Genomic DNA, 18492 nt, shown 5'->3' on the forward strand with positions numbered 1-18492 from the left:
ATACCGGTCAAACGGATGGCTTCCTAAGATCGATCCATGACCTGCTCCACGTCCCAGGGATCAGGCTCCGCCAATAAGAGAGGTTAATTCCATGATTTACGCCAAGCCCGGTACCCCAGGCTCAGTCATCAATCTCAAGCCGCGCTACGGTAACTACATCGGCGGCGAATTTGTCGCGCCGGTTAATGGTAGTTACTTCACCAACACCAGTCCGGTGGATGCCTCGGTGATTGGCGAGTTCCCACGCTCTGACGCTGCGGACATCAACCTTGCGCTGGATGCGGCTCACGCCGCAGCCGATGCATGGGGCAAGACCAGCGTACAAAATCGCTCACTGATTCTGCTGAAAATCGCCGACCGTATCGAAGCCAACCTTGAACTGCTGGCCGTGGCTGAAACCTGGGATAACGGTAAAGCCGTGCGTGAAACCCTCAACGCCGACGTACCGCTGGCGGCCGACCACTTCCGTTATTACGCCGGCTGCATCCGCGCCCAGGAGGGTAGCGCTGCCGAGATCGACGAGCACACTGCCGCCTATCACTTCCATGAGCCACTGGGTGTGGTGGGGCAAATTATCCCGTGGAACTTCCCGCTGCTGATGGGCGCCTGGAAGCTTGCTCCCGCTCTGGCTGCCGGTAACTGCATCGTGCTCAAACCAGCCGAGCAGACACCACTGTCGATTACCGTTCTGATGGAACTGATTGGCGACCTGCTGCCGCCAGGCGTACTCAATGTGGTGCAGGGCTTTGGCCGCGAAGCGGGCGAGGCCCTGGCCACCAGCACACGTATTGCCAAGATCGCCTTCACCGGTTCTACGCCGGTGGGCTCGCACATCCTCAAGTGCGCAGCTGAGAACATCATTCCGAGCACCGTGGAACTGGGCGGCAAATCGCCGAACATCTTCTTCGAAGACATCATGAATGCCGAGCCGACATTTATCGAAAAAGCCGCCGAAGGCCTGGTGCTGGCGTTCTTTAACCAAGGTGAAGTGTGCACTTGCCCAGCCCGCGCGCTGGTGCAGGAGTCGATTTACGACGCCTTTATGGTTGAGGTGATGAAGAAGGTTAAGGCGATCAAGCGTGGTAATCCGCTGGATACCGAGACCATGGTTGGCGCTCAGGCATCCGAACAGCAGTTCGACAAAATCCTCAGCTACCTCGAAATCGCCCAGCAGGAAGGTGCCGAATTGCTCACCGGTGGTTCCGTTGAGCGACTGGAAGGCGATCTGGCGGGTGGCTACTACATTCAGCCGACCCTGCTCAAAGGCAACAACAAGATGCGCGTGTTCCAGGAGGAAATCTTCGGCCCTGTGGTGGGTATCACCACCTTCAAAGATGAAGCCGAAGCCCTGGAAATTGCCAACGATACCGAGTTCGGTTTGGGCGCCGGTCTATGGACCCGCGACATTAACCGCGCCTACCGGATGGGCCGGGCGATCAAGGCTGGGCGCGTGTGGACCAACTGCTACCACTTATATCCGGCGCACGCCGCGTTCGGTGGCTACAAGAAGTCCGGCGTTGGCCGTGAAACCCACAAGATGATGCTCGACCACTACCAGCAAACCAAGAACCTGCTGATCAGCTACGACATCAATCCGTTGGGCTTCTTCTAAATCGTGTAATCCCGGCGCATTCGCTCCAGTGCGTCGGGCTCCTTCCTGCGATTCGTCTGTGGGCGAGATCTGTTTGTGGTCTGGGCAGGTGGAATTTACTGCAGCAGATCATTATCGCAACGCGGCTTCGGCCGCGTTTTTTATGGGCGCTTACCCACCCTACTTAGAGCGCTAGCATGAGTGTTTGCATGACGCCTGATCAGCGCCTGAATCGCTACCAATACCAGTACAAATTCATCCCAAAGTACCATTTGGTCGCCGCCGGTCGAGGGGCTTAATGAATGGGCCGGAATTTGCCGGCGTCGATAAGAAGAGGACCGCGCCATGTGGATTAAACCCGCGTTTACCGACCTGCGTATTGGTTTCGAAGTGACCATGTACTTCGCCAATCGTTGAGACGTTTTGCCCCGGCTCTGCCGGGGCATCCCAATTGGAATTCCAATCGACACCCAAGCGGAAGCGCCCATGTATATCCAGATTCTTGGCTCCGCCGCTGGCGGTGGGTTCCCACAGTGGAACTGCAACTGCCGCAATTGCCGTGGCGTTCGTGACGGCAGCGTCAATGCTCAGCCGCGCACCCAGTCATCTATAGCCCTGAGTGATAACGGCATAGATTGGATTCTGTGCAACGCCTCGCCAGATATCCGCGTGCAGATCGAAGCCTTTTCGGCACTCAATCCGGCCCGTCACCTGCGTGACAGCGCGATTGCCGGAATCATCCTGCTCGACAGCCAGATTGATCACACCACCGGGTTGCTGACCCTGCGTGAAGGTTGCCCGCATCAGGTTTGGTGCAGCGAGATGGTGCATCAGGACCTCACCACCGGTTTTCCCCTGTTCAACATGCTCAGCCATTGGAATGGCGGCCTGCAGCACAACCTGATTGATTTGCACGGCGAGCCCTTCAGCATTCCCGCATGCCCAGGTTTGGCTATTACCGCAGTGCCTCTACGCAGCAGTGCACCACCATATTCCCCCCATCGCGGTAACCCGCATCCGGGCGACAACATCGGCTTGTTTGTTGAAGACCGCACCACTGGTGGCGCGCTGTTCTACGCACCAGGTTTGGGTCAAGTTGATGAGCAACTGCTGGCCTGGATGCGTCGTGCTGATTGCTTATTGGTCGATGGCACGCTGTGGCGCGATGACGAAATGCGTGTCTGTGAAGTCGGCGACAAGCTCGGCAGTGAGATGGGTCATCTTTGCCAGAGCGGCCCTGGCGGCATGATCGAGGTGCTCGATGGTCTTCCGGCGGCGCAGAAAATCCTTATTCACATCAACAACACCAATCCGATCCTGGATGTCGACTCTGCTGAGCGCGCTGAACTGACTGCGCATGGCATTGATGTCGCCTGGGATGGCATGCGTATCGAGTTATAAGGAGTGGCCATGAGCCAGACTGCCATGAGCCCTGCTGAGTTTGAGCAGGCGTTGCGCGCCAAGGGCGCTTACTACCACATTCATCACCCGTTTCATCAGGCAATGTATGCCGGCCAGGCTAGCCGTAAGCAGATTCAGGGCTGGGTGGCGAACCGCTTCTATTACCAACTGAATATTCCGCTCAAAGACGCGGCGATTCTGGCCAATTGCGCGGACCGCGACACCCGCCGTGAGTGGCTGCAGCGAATCCTTGATCACGACGGCGCGAGTGGTGATGAAGGCGGTATCGAGGCCTGGCTGCGTCTGGCCGAGGCCGTGGGGCTTGAGCGTGAGCAGGTACTGTCGCAGGAGCTGGTGCTGCCCGGCGTGCGCTTTGCTGTGGATGCCTACGTCAACTTCGCTCGGCGTGCCTCATGGCAAGAAGCCGCGAGCAGTTCGCTGACCGAGCTGTTCGCCCCGCAGATTCACCAGTCGCGACTGGACAGTTGGCCGCAGCACTACCCCTGGATTGATGCCGAGGGTTACAGCTACTTTCGCTCGCGCCTGCAGCAGGCACGCCGGGATGTTGAGCACGGCCTGCGCATCACCTTGCAGCACTACGTCACTTTGGAAGCCCAGCAGCGCATGCTGGAAATCCTGCAGTTCAAGCTGGATGTGCTGTGGAGCATGCTCGATGCCATGAGCATGGCCTATCAGCTGGAGCGTCCGCCGTATCACAGCGTGACGCATGAACGCGTCTGGCACCGAGGTATTGCCCTATGAACTTGACTATTGATCAGGTGCCGAAGTTGCGCCGTGGTTTCCGCCTGCAGTGGGAGCCCGCCCAAAGCTGCCATGTGCTGCTCTACCCGGAAGGCATGATCAAGCTCAATGAAAGCGCCGGGGAAATCCTCAAACAGGTCAATGGTGAGCACAGTGTGGGCCAGATCATTGCCAGCCTGAGCGCGCAGTTTCCCGATGTGCCGGGCCTCGACGAAGACATCCTCACTTTTATGGAGGTCGCCAATGCTCAATTCTGGATCGAGCTTCGCTAAGCCTGGGCACGAGGCCGGGCCCCCCCTGTGGTTATTGGCCGAGCTGACTTACCGCTGCCCATTGCAGTGCCCGTACTGTTCTAACCCGCTGGACTTCGCCCAGCAGGGTGCCGAGTTGAGCACCGCCGAGTGGATCGAGGTATTTCGTCAGGCTCGTGAACTGGGCGCGGCGCAACTGGGTTTCTCCGGCGGAGAGCCACTGGTGCGCCAAGACCTGGCTGAGCTGATTAAGGCGGCGCGTGACCTGGGTTACTACACCAACCTGATCACCTCCGGCATCGGCTTGACCGAAGAGCGTATCGCCAGCTTCAGCGAGGCGGGCCTGGACCATATTCAGATCAGCTTTCAGGCCGCTGACGAGGAGGTGAACAACCTGCTGGCCGGCTCGAAAAAGGCCTTCGCCCATAAACTGGCCATGGCCCGTGCGGTTAAGGCCCATGGCTACCCGATGGTGCTGAACTTTGTGACCCATCGGCACAATATCGACAATATCGAGCGGATCATTGAACTGTGCCTGGAGCTGGAAGCGGACTTCGTCGAATTGGCCACCTGTCAGTTCTACGGCTGGGCTGAGCTGAACCGTGCCGGGCTACTGCCGACCCGCGCTCAGCTTGAGCGCGCCGAACGCATCACTAACCAATGGCGCGGAAAATTGGCGGCCGAGAATCACCCCTGTAAGTTGATTTTCGTCACCCCTGACTATTACGAAGAACGCCCCAAAGGCTGTATGAACGGCTGGGGCAATCTGTTCCTCGATATCACTCCGGATGGTACCGCCTTGCCGTGCCACAGCGCACGGCAACTGCCCGTGCAGTTTCCCAATGTGCGCGAGCAGAGCATTGAACACATTTGGCGTCACTCCTTCGGCTTCAACCGTTTTCGCGGCGACGACTGGATGCCCGAACCGTGCCGCTCCTGCGACGAGAAGCACAAGGACTTCGGCGGCTGCCGCTGCCAGGCATTTATGCTCACCGGCGACGCCAGTAATGCCGACCCGGTGTGCAGCAAGTCGGCCCATCACGGCATCATCCTCGCGGCGCGGGCTGAGGCCGAGCAGGCTCCCGGTGCGTTGGAAAATCTGCAGTTTCGCAACGAAAAGGCTTCCAAGCTGATTTGTAAGGTTTGACGCGCTGATGACGCCACGCATTGTTAACTACGGCCAATGGACTAGCGCCTGGAGCAGCGTCGACGCGGCCAGCGCCAGTCGCGACTTTGCCGAGCTGCGCACGGGGTTGGACGGCGTGGTGTGGTCCGAGTTCGACCCGGCGGATGCCTGCACCCGCTTGTGGCACTGGACGCCTGCCAGCCTGCGCTGTCTGACGCCCGCAGGCTGGTCTGTGCGCAGCCGGGTGTACGAGTACGGCGGCGGCGCCTTCTGCCTTGGCGACGATGGCCTGGCACTGGTAAGCGAAGCGGATCAGCAGCTCTATTGGCAAGGTCTGCATGAGCAGCCTCAGGCACTCACTGCACGCAGCGACTGCCGTTATGGCGATCTTTGTTATGACCCCGTGCGCCGCGCCGTGCTGGCTGTGGAAGAGCAGCACGCTGAGTCAGGCGTGCTGCACCGGTTAGTGGCGATCGGCCGCGATGATGGCACGCGCCAAGTGATCGGCGAAGGCTGTGATTTCTACGCGTCGCCTACCCTCAGCAATGATGGTCAGCGTCTGGCCTGGATCGAATGGGACCGTCCGCAGCAGCCTTGGTTGGCCACCCGGATTTGCGTAAGCCAGCGCACAGCGGAAGGTGGCTGGTCGCCAGGGCGCGTTGTGGCTGGGCAGGGGACGGATCAGTCAATCCAGCAACCGAGCTTTGATGAACACAACCGTTTGCTGGCCTTAAGTGATCGCCAGGGTTACTGGCAACCCTGGCGTGAAGGCGAGGGCGGCATGCAGCCACTTAACTGCCGCGCGGCGGATCATGCCGCTGCGCCTTGGCAGTTGGGGGGGCGCAACTACCTGACGCTGGCGGGTAAGCATTTACTGCTCAGCGGTTTTGATAGCGGTTTTGCCTGGCTTGCTGAACGTGATGCCGTCAGTGGTCATGAGCAGCGTCTGGCGGCTGAGTACAGCCGCTTTCGCCAGTTGGCGGCGGATCAGCAGCATTTCTACGTGATCGCCGCAGCACCGCAGCGCGGCAGTGTGGTGCTGGCCATCGACCGCGTAACTCATGCCTGTAAAGTGCTTGCGGGAAGCGAGTGCGGTTTGCCGGCCGGTGCGGTTGCTTTGCCGCAGCGCTTGCTGTTTCTCAGCGGTGCAGGGGAAAGCTGCCACGCTTTCTTCTACCCGCCGCACAACCCGGCGTTTCAGGCACCTGCTGGGCAGAAGCCGCCGTTGCTGGTGTTTCTGCATGGTGGGCCAACGTCGGCCTGTTACCCGGTGTTTGATCCGCGCATCCAGTTCTGGACCCAGCGTGGCTTTGCCGTGGTCGACCTCAACTATCGCGGCAGCAGTGGCTATGGCCGTGCCTATCGCTTGCGCTTACAGGGCGGCTGGGGGGAGGTGGAGGTCGAGGACGCCGTGGCTGCCGTGCAGCACCTGACTGAACGTGATCTGGTTGACGCTGACAGGGTGTTTATTCGCGGGGCCAGCGCCGGCGGTTATACTGCTTTGTGTGCGTTGGCTTTTACCCAGGTGTTCCGCGCAGGCGCGAGCCTGTATGGCGTCAGCGATCCGCTGGCGTTGCGGCGAGTCACTCACAAGTTTGAGGCCGACTATCTGGACTGGCTGATTGGTGATCCGCAACGCGATGCGGCGCGTTATCAAGCGCGTACGCCGCTGCTGCATGCTGAGCGCATCCAGGCGCCGCTGATCTTCTTCCAGGGCGCGCTGGATAAGGTCGTGGTGCCCGAGCAGACTGCACAAATGGTGGCAGCCTTGCAGCGCCGTGGCGTTGAGGTCGAGTGCCGGGTTTATGAAAACGAGCGCCATGGTTTTCGCCAGGCGGTGAATCTGGCCGATGCCCTAGAGGCCGAACTGGTCTTTTATCGCCGCCTGCTGTGAGCGACACCTGCTGCGATAGTGCAATTGCATAAAGCCGGGAATGCAGTAGGCTGGCTGACGATTTTGATAACAACAAGAACAGGCCGTTGTATGAGCCACACCCTCAGTCAGTTACGCAAATTCGTTTCACCGGAAATCATTTTTGGCGCGGGCAGCCGGCACAATGTTGGCAACTACGCCAGTACCTTTGGGGCCCGCAAGGTGCTGGTGGTGTCCGACCCCGGGGTGATTGCCGCTGGTTGGGTGGCCGATGTTGAGGCCAGCCTGCAGGCGCAGAACATCGACTATTGCCTCTACACCCAGGTCTCGCCCAACCCACGGGTAGAAGAGGTGATGCACGGGGCGGAAATCTACCGTGCCAACAACTGCAACGTAATCGTCGCCATCGGTGGCGGCAGCCCAATGGATTGCGCCAAAGGCATCGGCATTGTGGTCGCCCACGGGCGCAGCATTATCGAGTTTGAGGGCGTGGATACTATTCGTGTGCCGAGCCCGCCGCTGATCCTGATCCCGACCACCGCCGGTACTTCGGCGGATGTTTCGCAGTTCGTGATCATCTCCAACCAGACCGAGCGGATGAAGTTCTCCATCGTCAGCAAGGCTGTGGTGCCGGATGTGTCGCTGATCGACCCGGAAACCACCCTGAGCATGGACCCGTTCCTGTCGGCCTGTACCGGTATCGATGCACTGGTGCATGCCATCGAGGCCTTTGTCTCTACTGGCAGTGGCCCGCTGACGGATACCCATGCACTAGAGGCGATGCGCCTGATTAACGGCAACTTGGTGCAGATGATTGCCACACCTCATGACATCGCCCTGCGCGAGAAAATCATGCTGGGCAGCATGCAGGCGGGACTGGCGTTCTCCAATGCGATTCTCGGTGCTGTGCATGCCATGAGCCACAGCCTGGGCGGGTTTCTCGACTTGCCCCATGGCATGTGCAATGCGGCGCTGGTCGAGCATGTGGTGGCCTTCAACTACAACTCGGCCCCCGAGCGCTTCCGCATGGTAGCCGAGACATTAGGCATTGATGCGCGTGGCCTCAACCATAACCAGGTGCGCCAGCGCCTGGTGGAACACTTGGTTACCTTCAAGAAATCGGTCGGTTTCCATGACACCCTGAAGTTGCACGGGGTTAGCGTCTCAGACATTCCCTTCCTCTCGCAGCATGCCATGGAGGATCCGTGCATTCTGACTAATCCCCGGGAATCCAGTCAGCGCGATGTCGAGGTTGTTTATGCCGAGGCGCTCTGATCCGCCGCAGAGTCAGAGTGAGGCCCTTGCCGGGCTGCTCGGTTTGGGTAGTCAGTCCGCACGAAAAAGCCACTACCCCGAACTACTGGCGCGGCTAGAGGAGCTGGAAACTGAGCGCAATCGGTATAAATGGTTGTTTGAGCATGCCGTGCACGGGATTTTTCAAGCCAGCCTACAAGACGGCCTTCTGGCCGCTAACCCCGCGCTGGCGCGCATGCTCGGTTATGACGATCCGGAGCAGGTGCTTTGGTCGTTGACCGGCTTGGCTAACTACCTGTTCGTTGGCGGGGTCACTGAACTGGAACATATCCGCAGCATATTGGCCCATGAGCCGGGGCTGTTCGGTTATGAAACACAGCTGCGTCGGCGTGATGGCAGCGTCATTGATGTGCTGATGAACCTGCTGCTCAAACCCGATGAAAATGGCCTGTTCGAAGGCTTTGTTGCGGATATAACCGAGCGCAAGCAAGCCCAGCAACGTCTGCAGCAGCTCAATGATCAACTGGAGCAGCGTGTTAGTGCGCGTACCGGCGAGCTGCAAGAGGCCAACCGCAACCTGTTGCAGCAGATCGGCGAGCGCAAACGCATCGAGACGGCACTGCGTGATGCGCGCGATGCCGCCGAGGACGCTAATCGCAGTAAGGACAAATACCTGGCCGCCGCTAGCCATGACCTGCTGCAACCACTTAATGCTGCGCGCTTATTGATCTCGACCTTGCGCGAGCGCCGCTTGCCGGCCAGCGAGCAGCATTTGGTGGAGCGTACCCATCAGGCATTGGAGGGCGCAGAGGATCTACTGACCGATTTGTTGGATATTGCCCGCCTGGACCAGGCCGCGATCAAGCCAGATCTGGATGTTTACAGCCTGGATGAATTGCTCGCACCACTGGCCTCTGAGTTCCAGCCGGTTGCCGAAGCGTCAGGGCTGGCTCTACGGGTGCGTATCAGTGGCTACCAAGTGACTACCGATCTACGTTTGCTCACGCGCATTTTGCGTAACTTCCTCAGCAACGCCTGCCGCTATACCGAACAGGGAGGAATCGTCCTTGGCGCGCGCAAGCGTGGCGCGTTTGTCGAGTTGCAGGTTTGGGACACTGGCAGTGGGATTGCCGAGGATCAGTTGGAAAGCATCTTCCTCGAATTTAACCAGCTCAATGTCGGACGTGCGGCGGAGCGCAAGGGCGTGGGTTTGGGGCTAGCAATTGTTGAGCGTATTGCGCGCATCCTTGGTTATCCGATTAAAGTGCGCTCGCAGCCTGGGCGTGGCTCAGTGTTCAGCATTGAGGTACCGCTGGCCAGCAGCACGCCGCAACGAATGACCAGACCTTTGTCTCTTCCGCAGCCGCAGCTAGGTGATCCACTGCCTGGACGGCGACTTCTCGTGCTGGACAATGAACTGAGTATTCTGCAAAGCATGTCAGCCCTATTGGAGCAGTGGGGTTGTGAAGTGCTGACAGCCACCGATCAAGAGGGGGCACTACAGGTTCTTGGCGTGTGCGCGCCTGAGTTAATCCTTGCCGACCTTCATCTAGATCACGGCGTGCTCGGTAGCCAGGTGGTAAAGCACCTGCGTCAGCACTTTGCTATGAATATTCCTGCAGTGATGATCACTGCAGACCGCAGTGATGAATGTCGCAGGGAATTGCATGGTATGGGCGTGCCAATACTCAACAAGCCGGTGAAGCCCGGAAAACTACGTGCGATATTGAGTCAAATTCTGAACGAAGTGTCGACGATTGGTAGTTAGGGAAGGTCTGAAAAAGACTTCCGAATTTTGGCAAAATGCCTGGGCGCCACCCGCCGAGTTTTCCGATGAAGCAGATGACCTTCGCCGACGCCGAGTATGCAGGTAAGCGCAAGCAGACCCGCAAAGAGTTGTTCCTGATACAAAGCCAAGCGCAAGATCGAGAAGGCCAAGGCGAGCATCCTTTTCGGGTGATCAAGCGGCAGTTCGGTTATGTGAAGGCGCGCTTCCGTGGTCTGGCCAAGAACACGGCGCAACTGGTGACGATGTTCGCGCTATCGAACCTGTGGATGGCGCGCCGAAATTTATTGACGAATGTAGGAGGCTGGAGCGGTTTGTAGCGACATGGAGGTAGCGAATTTTGCCCCCAATTGCCCCCAAGCGATTTTTCACTTTCTAAAAGACAAGAAAAAGCCCCGTAACTCGTTGAATTACGGGGCTTTTTGTATGGCGGGAAGATAGGGATTTGAACCCTAGGTGCTATCGCTAACACAACGGATTTCGAATCCGTCCCGTTCGGCCACTCCGGCATCTTCCCGTGGCGGCGCAAATAATAGCAGCTCAATGACGTTTGGCGAACCATATTTTCAATTTTTTTCATGTGCTTTCAGATGCTTGCGATCAAAGTGCAGCATCGTGGCGAAGCGCGGGGTCGCAGGCGTCGGTGCACGGGGGGCGGTGTTTGGCTAAGTTTGGCATTGGTGAGGGGTGGTGGTTGACTGCGTATTCAGGATGATGGGCGGGCTTTCTGGATCGGCTAATTCGGTATGGGTGCTCTGCAAGAGTGATATCGTCGAGGAGAGGGCAACCGATCACGATCGCCTCATTAAATGAAGCTAGATAAGAGTGCCTTTGGGCGGCTGCGAGTATTGCCGGGTAAATAGGGGGTACTTTGGGGGGGGGGCAAAAGCCTAATAAAGAATTGATCTTCTATAGATAGTCTCTATACTGCACTGCTGTTCAGGCGCATGCGCCCCTTAAACCTCTTGCAAAACAAGGGGTTAGGTTTTATAGAGGGGTTGCAAAGCAGCGAAAGCTGCGTAGAATGCGTCGGGCTGACAGGGTGGTGATTTTGCTCTGTTGGTTGTGCGGTCGAGTAGATCGGAAGCGGTAAAAGAGGCGGTTGACAGCGGTTTGAAACGCTGTAGAATTCGCCTCCCGCTGACGAGAAGCTAGAGGTTGATCGAAAGCGCAAGTGGTTGAGTTTGAAAAGAAATTTTCGAAATCACTTGACGAAAGAAGAGGTTGCTGTAGAATTCGCGCCTCGGTTGAGACGAAAGACTTAACCACCCGCTCTTTAACAACTGAATCAAGCAATTCGTGTGGGTGCTTGTGAAGTAAGACTGCTAGTCGCAAGATTATCAGCATCACAAGTTACTCCGCGAGAAATCAAAGATGTAACCAACGATTGCTGAGCTAAGTTTAGGGTTTTCTCAAAACCCAAGCAGTATTGAACTGAAGAGTTTGATCATGGCTCAGATTGAACGCTGGCGGCAGGCCTAACACATGCAAGTCGAGCGGTAGAGAGAAGCTTGCTTCTCTTGAGAGCGGCGGACGGGTGAGTAATGCCTAGGAATCTGCCTAGTGGTGGGGGATAACGTTCGGAAACGGACGCTAATACCGCATACGTCCTACGGGAGAAAGCGGGGGACCTTCGGGCCTCGCGCCATTAGATGAGCCTAGGTCGGATTAGCTAGTTGGTGAGGTAATGGCTCACCAAGGCTACGATCCGTAACTGGTCTGAGAGGATGATCAGTCACACTGGAACTGAGACACGGTCCAGACTCCTACGGGAGGCAGCAGTGGGGAATATTGGACAATGGGCGAAAGCCTGATCCAGCCATGCCGCGTGTGTGAAGAAGGTCTTCGGATTGTAAAGCACTTTAAGTTGGGAGGAAGGGTAGTAACTTAATACGTTGCTACTTTGACGTTACCGACAGAATAAGCACCGGCTAACTTCGTGCCAGCAGCCGCGGTAATACGAAGGGTGCAAGCGTTAATCGGAATTACTGGGCGTAAAGCGCGCGTAGGTGGTTCAGTAAGTTGGATGTGAAATCCCCGGGCTCAACCTGGGAACTGCATCCAAAACTGCTGAGCTAGAGTACGGTAGAGGGTAGTGGAATTTCCTGTGTAGCGGTGAAATGCGTAGATATAGGAAGGAACACCAGTGGCGAAGGCGACTACCTGGACTGGTACTGACACTGAGGTGCGAAAGCGTGGGGAGCAAACAGGATTAGATACCCTGGTAGTCCACGCCGTAAACGATGTCAACTAGCCGTTGGGAGTCTTGAACTCTTAGTGGCGCAGCTAACGCATTAAGTTGACCGCCTGGGGAGTACGGCCGCAAGGTTAAAACTCAAATGAATTGACGGGGGCCCGCACAAGCGGTGGAGCATGTGGTTTAATTCGAAGCAACGCGAAGAACCTTACCTGGCCTTGACATGCTGAGAACTTTCTAGAGATAGATTGGTGCCTTCGGGAACTCAGACACAGGTGCTGCATGGCTGTCGTCAGCTCGTGTCGTGAGATGTTGGGTTAAGTCCCGTAACGAGCGCAACCCTTGTCCTTAGTTACCAGCACGTAATGGTGGGAACTCTAAGGAGACTGCCGGTGACAAACCGGAGGAAGGTGGGGATGACGTCAAGTCATCATGGCCCTTACGGCCAGGGCTACACACGTGCTACAATGGTCGGTACAAAGGGTTGCCAAGCCGCGAGGTGGAGCTAATCCCATAAAACCGATCGTAGTCCGGATCGCAGTCTGCAACTCGACTGCGTGAAGTCGGAATCGCTAGTAATCGTGAATCAGAATGTCACGGTGAATACGTTCCCGGGCCTTGTACACACCGCCCGTCACACCATGGGAGTGGGTTGCACCAGAAGTAGCTAGTCTAACCTTCGGGAGGACGGTTACCACGGTGTGATTCATGACTGGGGTGAAGTCGTAACAAGGTAGCCGTAGGGGAACCTGCGGCTGGATCACCTCCTTAATCGAAGACTTCAGCTTCTTCATAAGTTCCCACACGAATTGCTTGATTCATTGAAAAAGACGATTGGGTCTGTAGCTCAGTTGGTTAGAGCGCACCCCTGATAAGGGTGAGGTCGGCAGTTCGAATCTGCCCAGACCCACCAATTGTTGTGGGGTTTGGCCTTGTACGAATATGGGGCCATAGCTCAGCTGGGAGAGCGCCTGCCTTGCACGCAGGAGGTCAGCGGTTCGATCCCGCTTGGCTCCACCATATACAGCACCGTAAGAGTTCAGAAATGAACGTTCCTGCTACAAGCAGATGAATGTTGATTTCTGGTCTTTGACCAGTAAGAAAATCGTTCTTTAAAAATTTGGGTATGTGATAGAAGTGACTGATTGATTACTTTCACTGGTAATTAATTTGGTCAAGGTAAAATTTGTAGTTCTCAATTGCAAATTTTCGGCGAATGTCGTCTTCACGTTAGAGACAGTAACCAGATTGCTTGGGGTTATATGGTCAAGTGAAGAAGCGCATACGGTGGATGCCTTGGCAGTCAGAGGCGATGAAAGACGTTGTAGCCTGCGATAAGCTCCGGGGAGTCGGCAAACAGACTTTGATCCGGAGATCTCTGAATGGGGGAACCCAGCCAGCATAAGCTGGTTATCACACACTGAATACATAGGTGTGTGAGGCGAACCAGGGGAACTGAAACATCTAAGTACCCTGAGGAATAGAAATCAACCGAGATTCCCTTAGTAGTGGCGAGCGAACGGGGACTAGCCCTTAAGTTGATTTGAGAATAGTGGAAGGCTCTGGAAAGTGCCGCCGTAGTGGGTGATAGCCCCGTACACGAAATTCTCTTATCAATGAAATCGAGTAGGACGGAGCACGAGAAACTTTGTCTGAATATGGGGGGACCATCCTCCAAGGCTAAATACTACTGACTGACCGATAGTGAACTAGTACCGTGAGGGAAAGGCGAAAAGAACCCCGGAGAGGGGAGTGAAATAGATCCTGAAACCGTATGCGTACAAGCAGTGGGAGCCCACTTTGTTGGGTGACTGCGTACCTTTTGTATAATGGGTCAGCGACTTATATTCAGTGGCGAGCTTAACCGAATAGGGGAGGCGTAGCGAAAGCGAGTCTTAATAGGGCGACAGTCGCTGGGTATAGACCCGAAACCGGGCGATCTATCCATGGGCAGGTTGAAGGTTGGGTAACACTAACTGGAGGACCGAACCGACTACCGTTGAAAAGTTAGCGGATGACCTGTGGATCGGAGTGAAAGGCTAATCAAGCTCGGAGATAGCTGGTTCTCCTCGAAAGCTATTTAGGTAGCGCCTCGTGTATCACTGCTGGGGGTAGAGCACTGTTTCGGCTAGGGGGTCATCCCGACTTACCAAACCGATGCAAACTCCGAATACCAGCAAGTGTCAGCACGGGAGACACACGGCGGGTGCTAACGTCCGTCGTGAAAAGGGAAACAACCCAGACCGTCAGCTAAGGTCCCAAAGTTATGGTTAAGTGGGAAACGATGTGGGAAGGCTTAGACAGCTAGGAAGTTGGCTTAGAAGCAGCCATCTTTTAAAGAAAGCGTAATAGCTCACTAGTCGAGTCGGCCTGCGCGGAAGATGTAACGGGGCTCAAACCATACACCGAAGCTACGGGTTCATCTTAGGATGAGCGGTAGAGGAGCGTTCTGTAAGCCTGTGAAGGTGAGTTGAGAAGCTTGCTGGAGGTATCAGAAGTGCGAATGCTGACATGAGTAACGACAATGGGAGTGAAAAACTCCCACGCCGAAAGACCAAGGTTTCCTGCGCAACGTTAATCGACGCAGGGTGAGTCGGCCCCTAAGGTGAGGCAGAAATGCGTAATCGATGGGAAACGGGTTAATATTCCCGTACTTCTAATTACTGCGATGGAGGGACGGAGAAGGCTAGGCCAGCACGGCGTTGGTTGTCCGTGTTTAAGGTGGTAGGCTGATTTCTTAGGTAAATCCGGGAGATCAAGGCCGAGAACTGATGACGAGTTATCTTTTAGATGACGAAGTGGTTGATGCCATGCTTCCAGGAAAAGCTTCTAAGCTTCAGGTAATTAGGAACCGTACCCCAAACCGACACAGGTGGTTAGGTAGAGAATACCAAGGCGCTTGAGAGAACTCGGGTGAAGGAACTAGGCAAAATGGCACCGTAACTTCGGGAGAAGGTGCGCCGGTGAGGGTGAAGCATTTACTGCGTAAGCCCATGCCGGTCGAAGATACCAGGCCGCTGCGACTGTTTATTAAAAACACAGCACTCTGCAAACACGAAAGTGGACGTATAGGGTGTGACGCCTGCCCGGTGCCGGAAGGTTAATTGATGGGGTTAGCTAACGCGAAGCTCTTGATCGAAGCCCCGGTAAACGGCGGCCGTAACTATAACGGTCCTAAGGTAGCGAAATTCCTTGTCGGGTAAGTTCCGACCTGCACGAATGGCGTAACGATGGCGGCGCTGTCTCCACCCGAGACTCAGTGAAATTGAAATCGCTGTGAAGATGCAGTGTATCCGCGGCTAGACGGAAAGACCCCGTGAACCTTTACTATAGCTTTGCACTGGACTTTGAGTTTGCTTGTGTAGGATAGGTGGGAGGCTTTGAAGCGTGGACGCCAGTTCGCGTGGAGCCAACCTTGAAATACCACCCTGGCAACCTTGAGGTTCTAACTCTGGTCCGTTATCCGGATCGAGGACAGTGTATGGTGGGTAGTTTGACTGGGGCGGTCTCCTCCTAAAGAGTAACGGAGGAGTACGAAGGTGCGCTCAGACCGGTCGGAAATCGGTCGTAGAGTATAAAGGCAAAAGCGCGCTTGACTGCGAGACAGACACGTCGAGCAGGTACGAAAGTAGGTCTTAGTGATCCGGTGGTTCTGTATGGAAGGGCCATCGCTCAACGGATAAAAGGTACTCCGGGGATAACAGGCTGATACCGCCCAAGAGTTCATATCGACGGCGGTGTTTGGCACCTCGATGTCGGCTCATCACATCCTGGGGCTGAAGCCGGTCCCAAGGGTATGGCTGTTCGCCATTTAAAGTGGTACGCGAGCTGGGTTTAGAACGTCGTGAGACAGTTCGGTCCCTATCTGCCGTGGACGTTTGAGATTTGAAAGGGGCTGCTCCTAGTACGAGAGGACCGGAGTGGACGAACCTCTGGTGTTCCGGTTGTCACGCCAGTGGCATTGCCGGGTAGCTATGTTCGGAAAAGATAACCGCTGAAAGCATCTAAGCGGGAAACTTGCCTTGAGATGAGATCTCACTGGAACCTTGAGTTCCCTAAAGGGCCGTCGAAGACTACGACGTTGATAGGTTGGGTGTGTAAGCGCTGTGAGGCGTTGAGCTAACCAATACTAATTGCCCGTGAGGCTTGACCATATAACACCCAAACAATTTGATGTTTGTGTGTCTCTATGAAGACTGCAACAGCCGAAAATTTGCACAACTACAAACCAAATCACATACCCAATTCGAGGTAGCGAGCCGCGCAAGCAGCACGACATCTCAGCTGAATCGCTTGACGACCATAGAGCATTGGAACCACCTGATCCCATCCCGAACTCAGTAGTGAAACGATGCATCGCCGATGGTAGTGTGGGGTCTCCCCATGTGAGAGTAGGTCATCGTCAAGCACCTATACCAAAACCCCCGATCGTGAAAACGGTCGGGGGTTTTACTTTTGCGCGCGATAAATCTACGGCAACGTGCAGACCTGGATAGGCAACTAGACGAGCCAAATCACGCCGCCAGACACTTTAGGGCGGCGTGAATCTGTGCCTGTTTTAGCATTGTGGTCTTGTTGCGCTGCGGTTTAGTACCGCAGCGCTTACTGCGCGGATGTTCTAGCCATTGGGGTAGCGCAAAAAAGCGACAGGCATTTAGTTTATTGAATCGCTTAATGCTTTTGCCGGTACGTATTTAACGACTTTCTTGGCAGCGATCTGCATCGTTTGGCCGGTCTGGGGATTGCGGCCAGTACGGGCGGGGCGCTCGTTTACTTTGAGCTTGCCAATGCCCGGCAGGGTGATTTCATCACCATTTTCCAAGGCGTCGCCGACAATCTCGCTCAGCTGCTCAAGTGCTGCACGCACGGTACTTTTCGGAGCGTCGATAGCTTCTGCAATATCGCTGATTAACTGGTCTTTGGTTATGGCCATGGTGTTGCTCCTTTAAGGTCGATACGGACTCGGTGTGCTGCAGGATACCTGACAGATCAACGTGCCTACAGCAGAACCCGCGCGTGCTTGATTGCGCCTCGGCGGTAGAGCTGAGCCCAGCTGACCTCGATTATCCAAGAAAGGTGCAGTGCGTTTTGGTCAAGCTCGATAGCCTTATATAGTTGTCGTTTTAGGTTGGCTAAAGTAACCGACACTATTTCTCTATTTTAATTAATGGTTCGTGGCTTTACTGTCGATCTGCGGGTTTGTCGAGATACAAGCTTTGCACTAATGACTGGGTGATGGATAAATATATTCGTCGGTCGGTTCGTTTGACTTGTCTCAATATCGTGAGCTGTATCCAGGAAGTTTGAGCGTTAAATGACTTTGTTGGGTGCGCGACCTTGTCGAGCTTAAAGGATAATAAAAATGAAGACCTTTGCACTTGCCGCTGTACTTGTTGGTTGCTCTTTCGGCGCGATGGCTGAAGAGTTGAGCTCAATTCGTTTTGGTGTGGACCCAACCTTTCCGCCCTTTGAATCTAAAAGCCCTGATGGTTCGCTGGTCGGCTTCGACATCGATCTCGGTAACGCCATTTGTGCCAAGTTGAAGGCTAAGTGTGTTTGGGTTGAAACCGCTTTCGACAGTATTATTCCTGCACTTAAGGCCAAGAAGTTCGATGGCGTGCTGTCCGCCATGACGGTCAATGACAGGCGCAAAGAGCAAATCAACTTCTCCGATAAGCTCTATAACTCTCCAAGCCGTTTGGTGGCACGTGAAGGCAGCGGCTTGCTGCCGACCACCGACTCGCTCAAGGGCAAGCGTGTAGGGGTGGCCCAGGGCTCCACGCAAGAAGCCTACGTTAAAGCTTTCTGGGCGCAGCATGGCGTTGAAATTGTCTCCTATCAAAATCAAGATCTGGTGTTCCAGGATCTGATCAGCGGGCGTATCGACGCCAGTCTGACTGATGCACCGGTCGCCGATATTGGCTTCTTGCAGACTCCTAATGGCAAGGGTTTCGCCTTCGTCGGTGAAGCAGTCGAAGAAAAGACCGTGCTTGGCGAGGGCATCGCTATCGGCCTGCGTAAGGAGGACAGTGCACTGCGTGAGAAGATCAACGCGGCCCTAGCTGCAATGCACACCGACGGTACTTATAAAACCATTGAGAAGAAGTACTTCACCTCCGATATGTACAACTGAGTTCATCCGTATAACTGTTGCGAGTTAGTCGGAGGGTAATGAGTCAGTGTCGGCCAAGTGGCTCATTACCTGCCTGACTCGTTGTGCGATGTTGTGTTGTCTTGGTTGTTAAATTCGC

At 55.5% G+C, this 18492-nt stretch carries 11 protein-coding genes, 3 tRNA genes, 3 rRNA genes and 1 pseudogene; 16 read left to right on the forward strand and 2 right to left on the reverse strand.

What is annotated here, in order from left to right:
• Positions 1-91: 91 nt before the first annotated feature.
• The 10 genes and pseudogenes from Q0V31_RS13850 to Q0V31_RS13895 all read left to right on the forward strand — a co-directional run.
• Positions 92-1612, forward strand: coding sequence for an aldehyde dehydrogenase family protein (locus Q0V31_RS13850; protein WP_298188366.1), 1521 nt, complete (start codon positions 92-94; stop codon positions 1610-1612).
• Positions 1613-1936: 324 nt separating this feature from the next.
• Positions 1937-2008 carry a pyrroloquinoline quinone precursor peptide PqqA gene (pqqA, locus tag Q0V31_RS13855; RefSeq protein ID WP_298191075.1) on the forward strand — a complete coding sequence of 24 codons (72 nt, stop codon included), beginning with the start codon at positions 1937-1939 and terminating at the stop codon, positions 2006-2008.
• A gap of 69 nt (positions 2009-2077) precedes the next feature.
• Positions 2078-2992, forward strand: coding sequence for a pyrroloquinoline quinone biosynthesis protein PqqB (gene pqqB / locus Q0V31_RS13860; RefSeq protein WP_298188368.1), 915 nt, complete (start codon positions 2078-2080; stop codon positions 2990-2992).
• A gap of 9 nt (positions 2993-3001) precedes the next feature.
• A complete protein-coding gene (gene pqqC, locus Q0V31_RS13865) occupies positions 3002-3754 on the forward strand; it encodes a pyrroloquinoline-quinone synthase PqqC (RefSeq protein ID WP_298188369.1) in 753 nt (250 codons plus the stop codon).
• A complete protein-coding gene (gene pqqD, locus Q0V31_RS13870; protein ID WP_298188371.1) occupies positions 3751-4026 on the forward strand; it encodes a pyrroloquinoline quinone biosynthesis peptide chaperone PqqD in 276 nt (91 codons plus the stop codon). Before pqqC ends, pqqD begins: the two co-directional genes overlap by 4 nt.
• Entirely contained in the window at positions 3998-5152 is a 1155-nt protein-coding gene (gene pqqE / locus Q0V31_RS13875; RefSeq protein ID WP_298188372.1) for a pyrroloquinoline quinone biosynthesis protein PqqE, read from the forward strand. Before pqqD ends, pqqE begins: the two co-directional genes overlap by 29 nt.
• 7 nt (positions 5153-5159) lie before the next feature.
• Entirely contained in the window at positions 5160-7025 is a 1866-nt protein-coding gene (locus Q0V31_RS13880; protein WP_298188374.1) for a S9 family peptidase, read from the forward strand.
• Positions 7026-7115: 90 nt separating this feature from the next.
• Positions 7116-8279 (forward strand): alcohol dehydrogenase-like regulatory protein ErcA, encoded by a 1164-nt coding sequence (ercA, locus tag Q0V31_RS13885; RefSeq protein WP_298188376.1) that lies wholly within the window; start codon positions 7116-7118, stop codon positions 8277-8279.
• A complete protein-coding gene (locus tag Q0V31_RS13890; protein WP_298188377.1) occupies positions 8263-10026 on the forward strand; it encodes a NahK/ErcS family hybrid sensor histidine kinase/response regulator in 1764 nt (587 codons plus the stop codon). Before ercA ends, Q0V31_RS13890 begins: the two co-directional genes overlap by 17 nt.
• A 132-nt stretch (positions 10027-10158) precedes the next feature.
• Positions 10159-10364 (forward strand): annotated as a pseudogene (locus tag Q0V31_RS13895) (transposase); the annotation flags it as partial.
• Positions 10365-10471: 107 nt separating this feature from the next.
• Here Q0V31_RS13895 and Q0V31_RS13900 read toward each other — a convergent pair.
• Positions 10472-10561, reverse strand: a tRNA-Ser gene (locus Q0V31_RS13900).
• Between the two features lie 914 nt (positions 10562-11475).
• On the opposite strand from Q0V31_RS13900, the gene Q0V31_RS13905 reads away from it, so the two are divergent.
• From Q0V31_RS13905 to rrf, 5 genes are all read left to right on the forward strand, one after another.
• Positions 11476-13012, forward strand: a 16S ribosomal RNA gene (locus Q0V31_RS13905).
• Between the two features lie 65 nt (positions 13013-13077).
• A tRNA-Ile gene (locus Q0V31_RS13910) sits at positions 13078-13154 on the forward strand.
• Positions 13155-13185: 31 nt separating this feature from the next.
• Positions 13186-13261: transfer RNA gene (locus tag Q0V31_RS13915), tRNA-Ala, on the forward strand.
• Between the two features lie 244 nt (positions 13262-13505).
• Positions 13506-16395: ribosomal RNA gene (locus tag Q0V31_RS13920) — 23S ribosomal RNA — on the forward strand.
• A 138-nt stretch (positions 16396-16533) separates the two neighbouring features.
• A 5S ribosomal RNA gene (rrf, locus tag Q0V31_RS13925) occupies positions 16534-16649 on the forward strand.
• The 16S, 23S and 5S rRNA genes sit together here with 2 tRNA genes alongside, the layout of an rRNA operon.
• 246 nt (positions 16650-16895) lie before the next feature.
• Here the strand turns inward: rrf and Q0V31_RS13930 are convergent.
• Entirely contained in the window at positions 16896-17174 is a 279-nt protein-coding gene (locus Q0V31_RS13930; protein WP_298188378.1) for an HU family DNA-binding protein, read from the reverse strand.
• A gap of 429 nt (positions 17175-17603) precedes the next feature.
• On the opposite strand from Q0V31_RS13930, the gene Q0V31_RS13935 reads away from it, so the two are divergent.
• Positions 17604-18374 (forward strand): ABC transporter substrate-binding protein, encoded by a 771-nt coding sequence (locus Q0V31_RS13935; protein WP_298188379.1) that lies wholly within the window; start codon positions 17604-17606, stop codon positions 18372-18374.
• Positions 18375-18492: the final 118 nt, after the last annotated feature.

The sequence above is a fragment of the uncultured Pseudomonas sp. genome (assembly GCF_943846705.1).
Taxonomy (GTDB): domain Bacteria; phylum Pseudomonadota; class Gammaproteobacteria; order Pseudomonadales; family Pseudomonadaceae; genus Aquipseudomonas.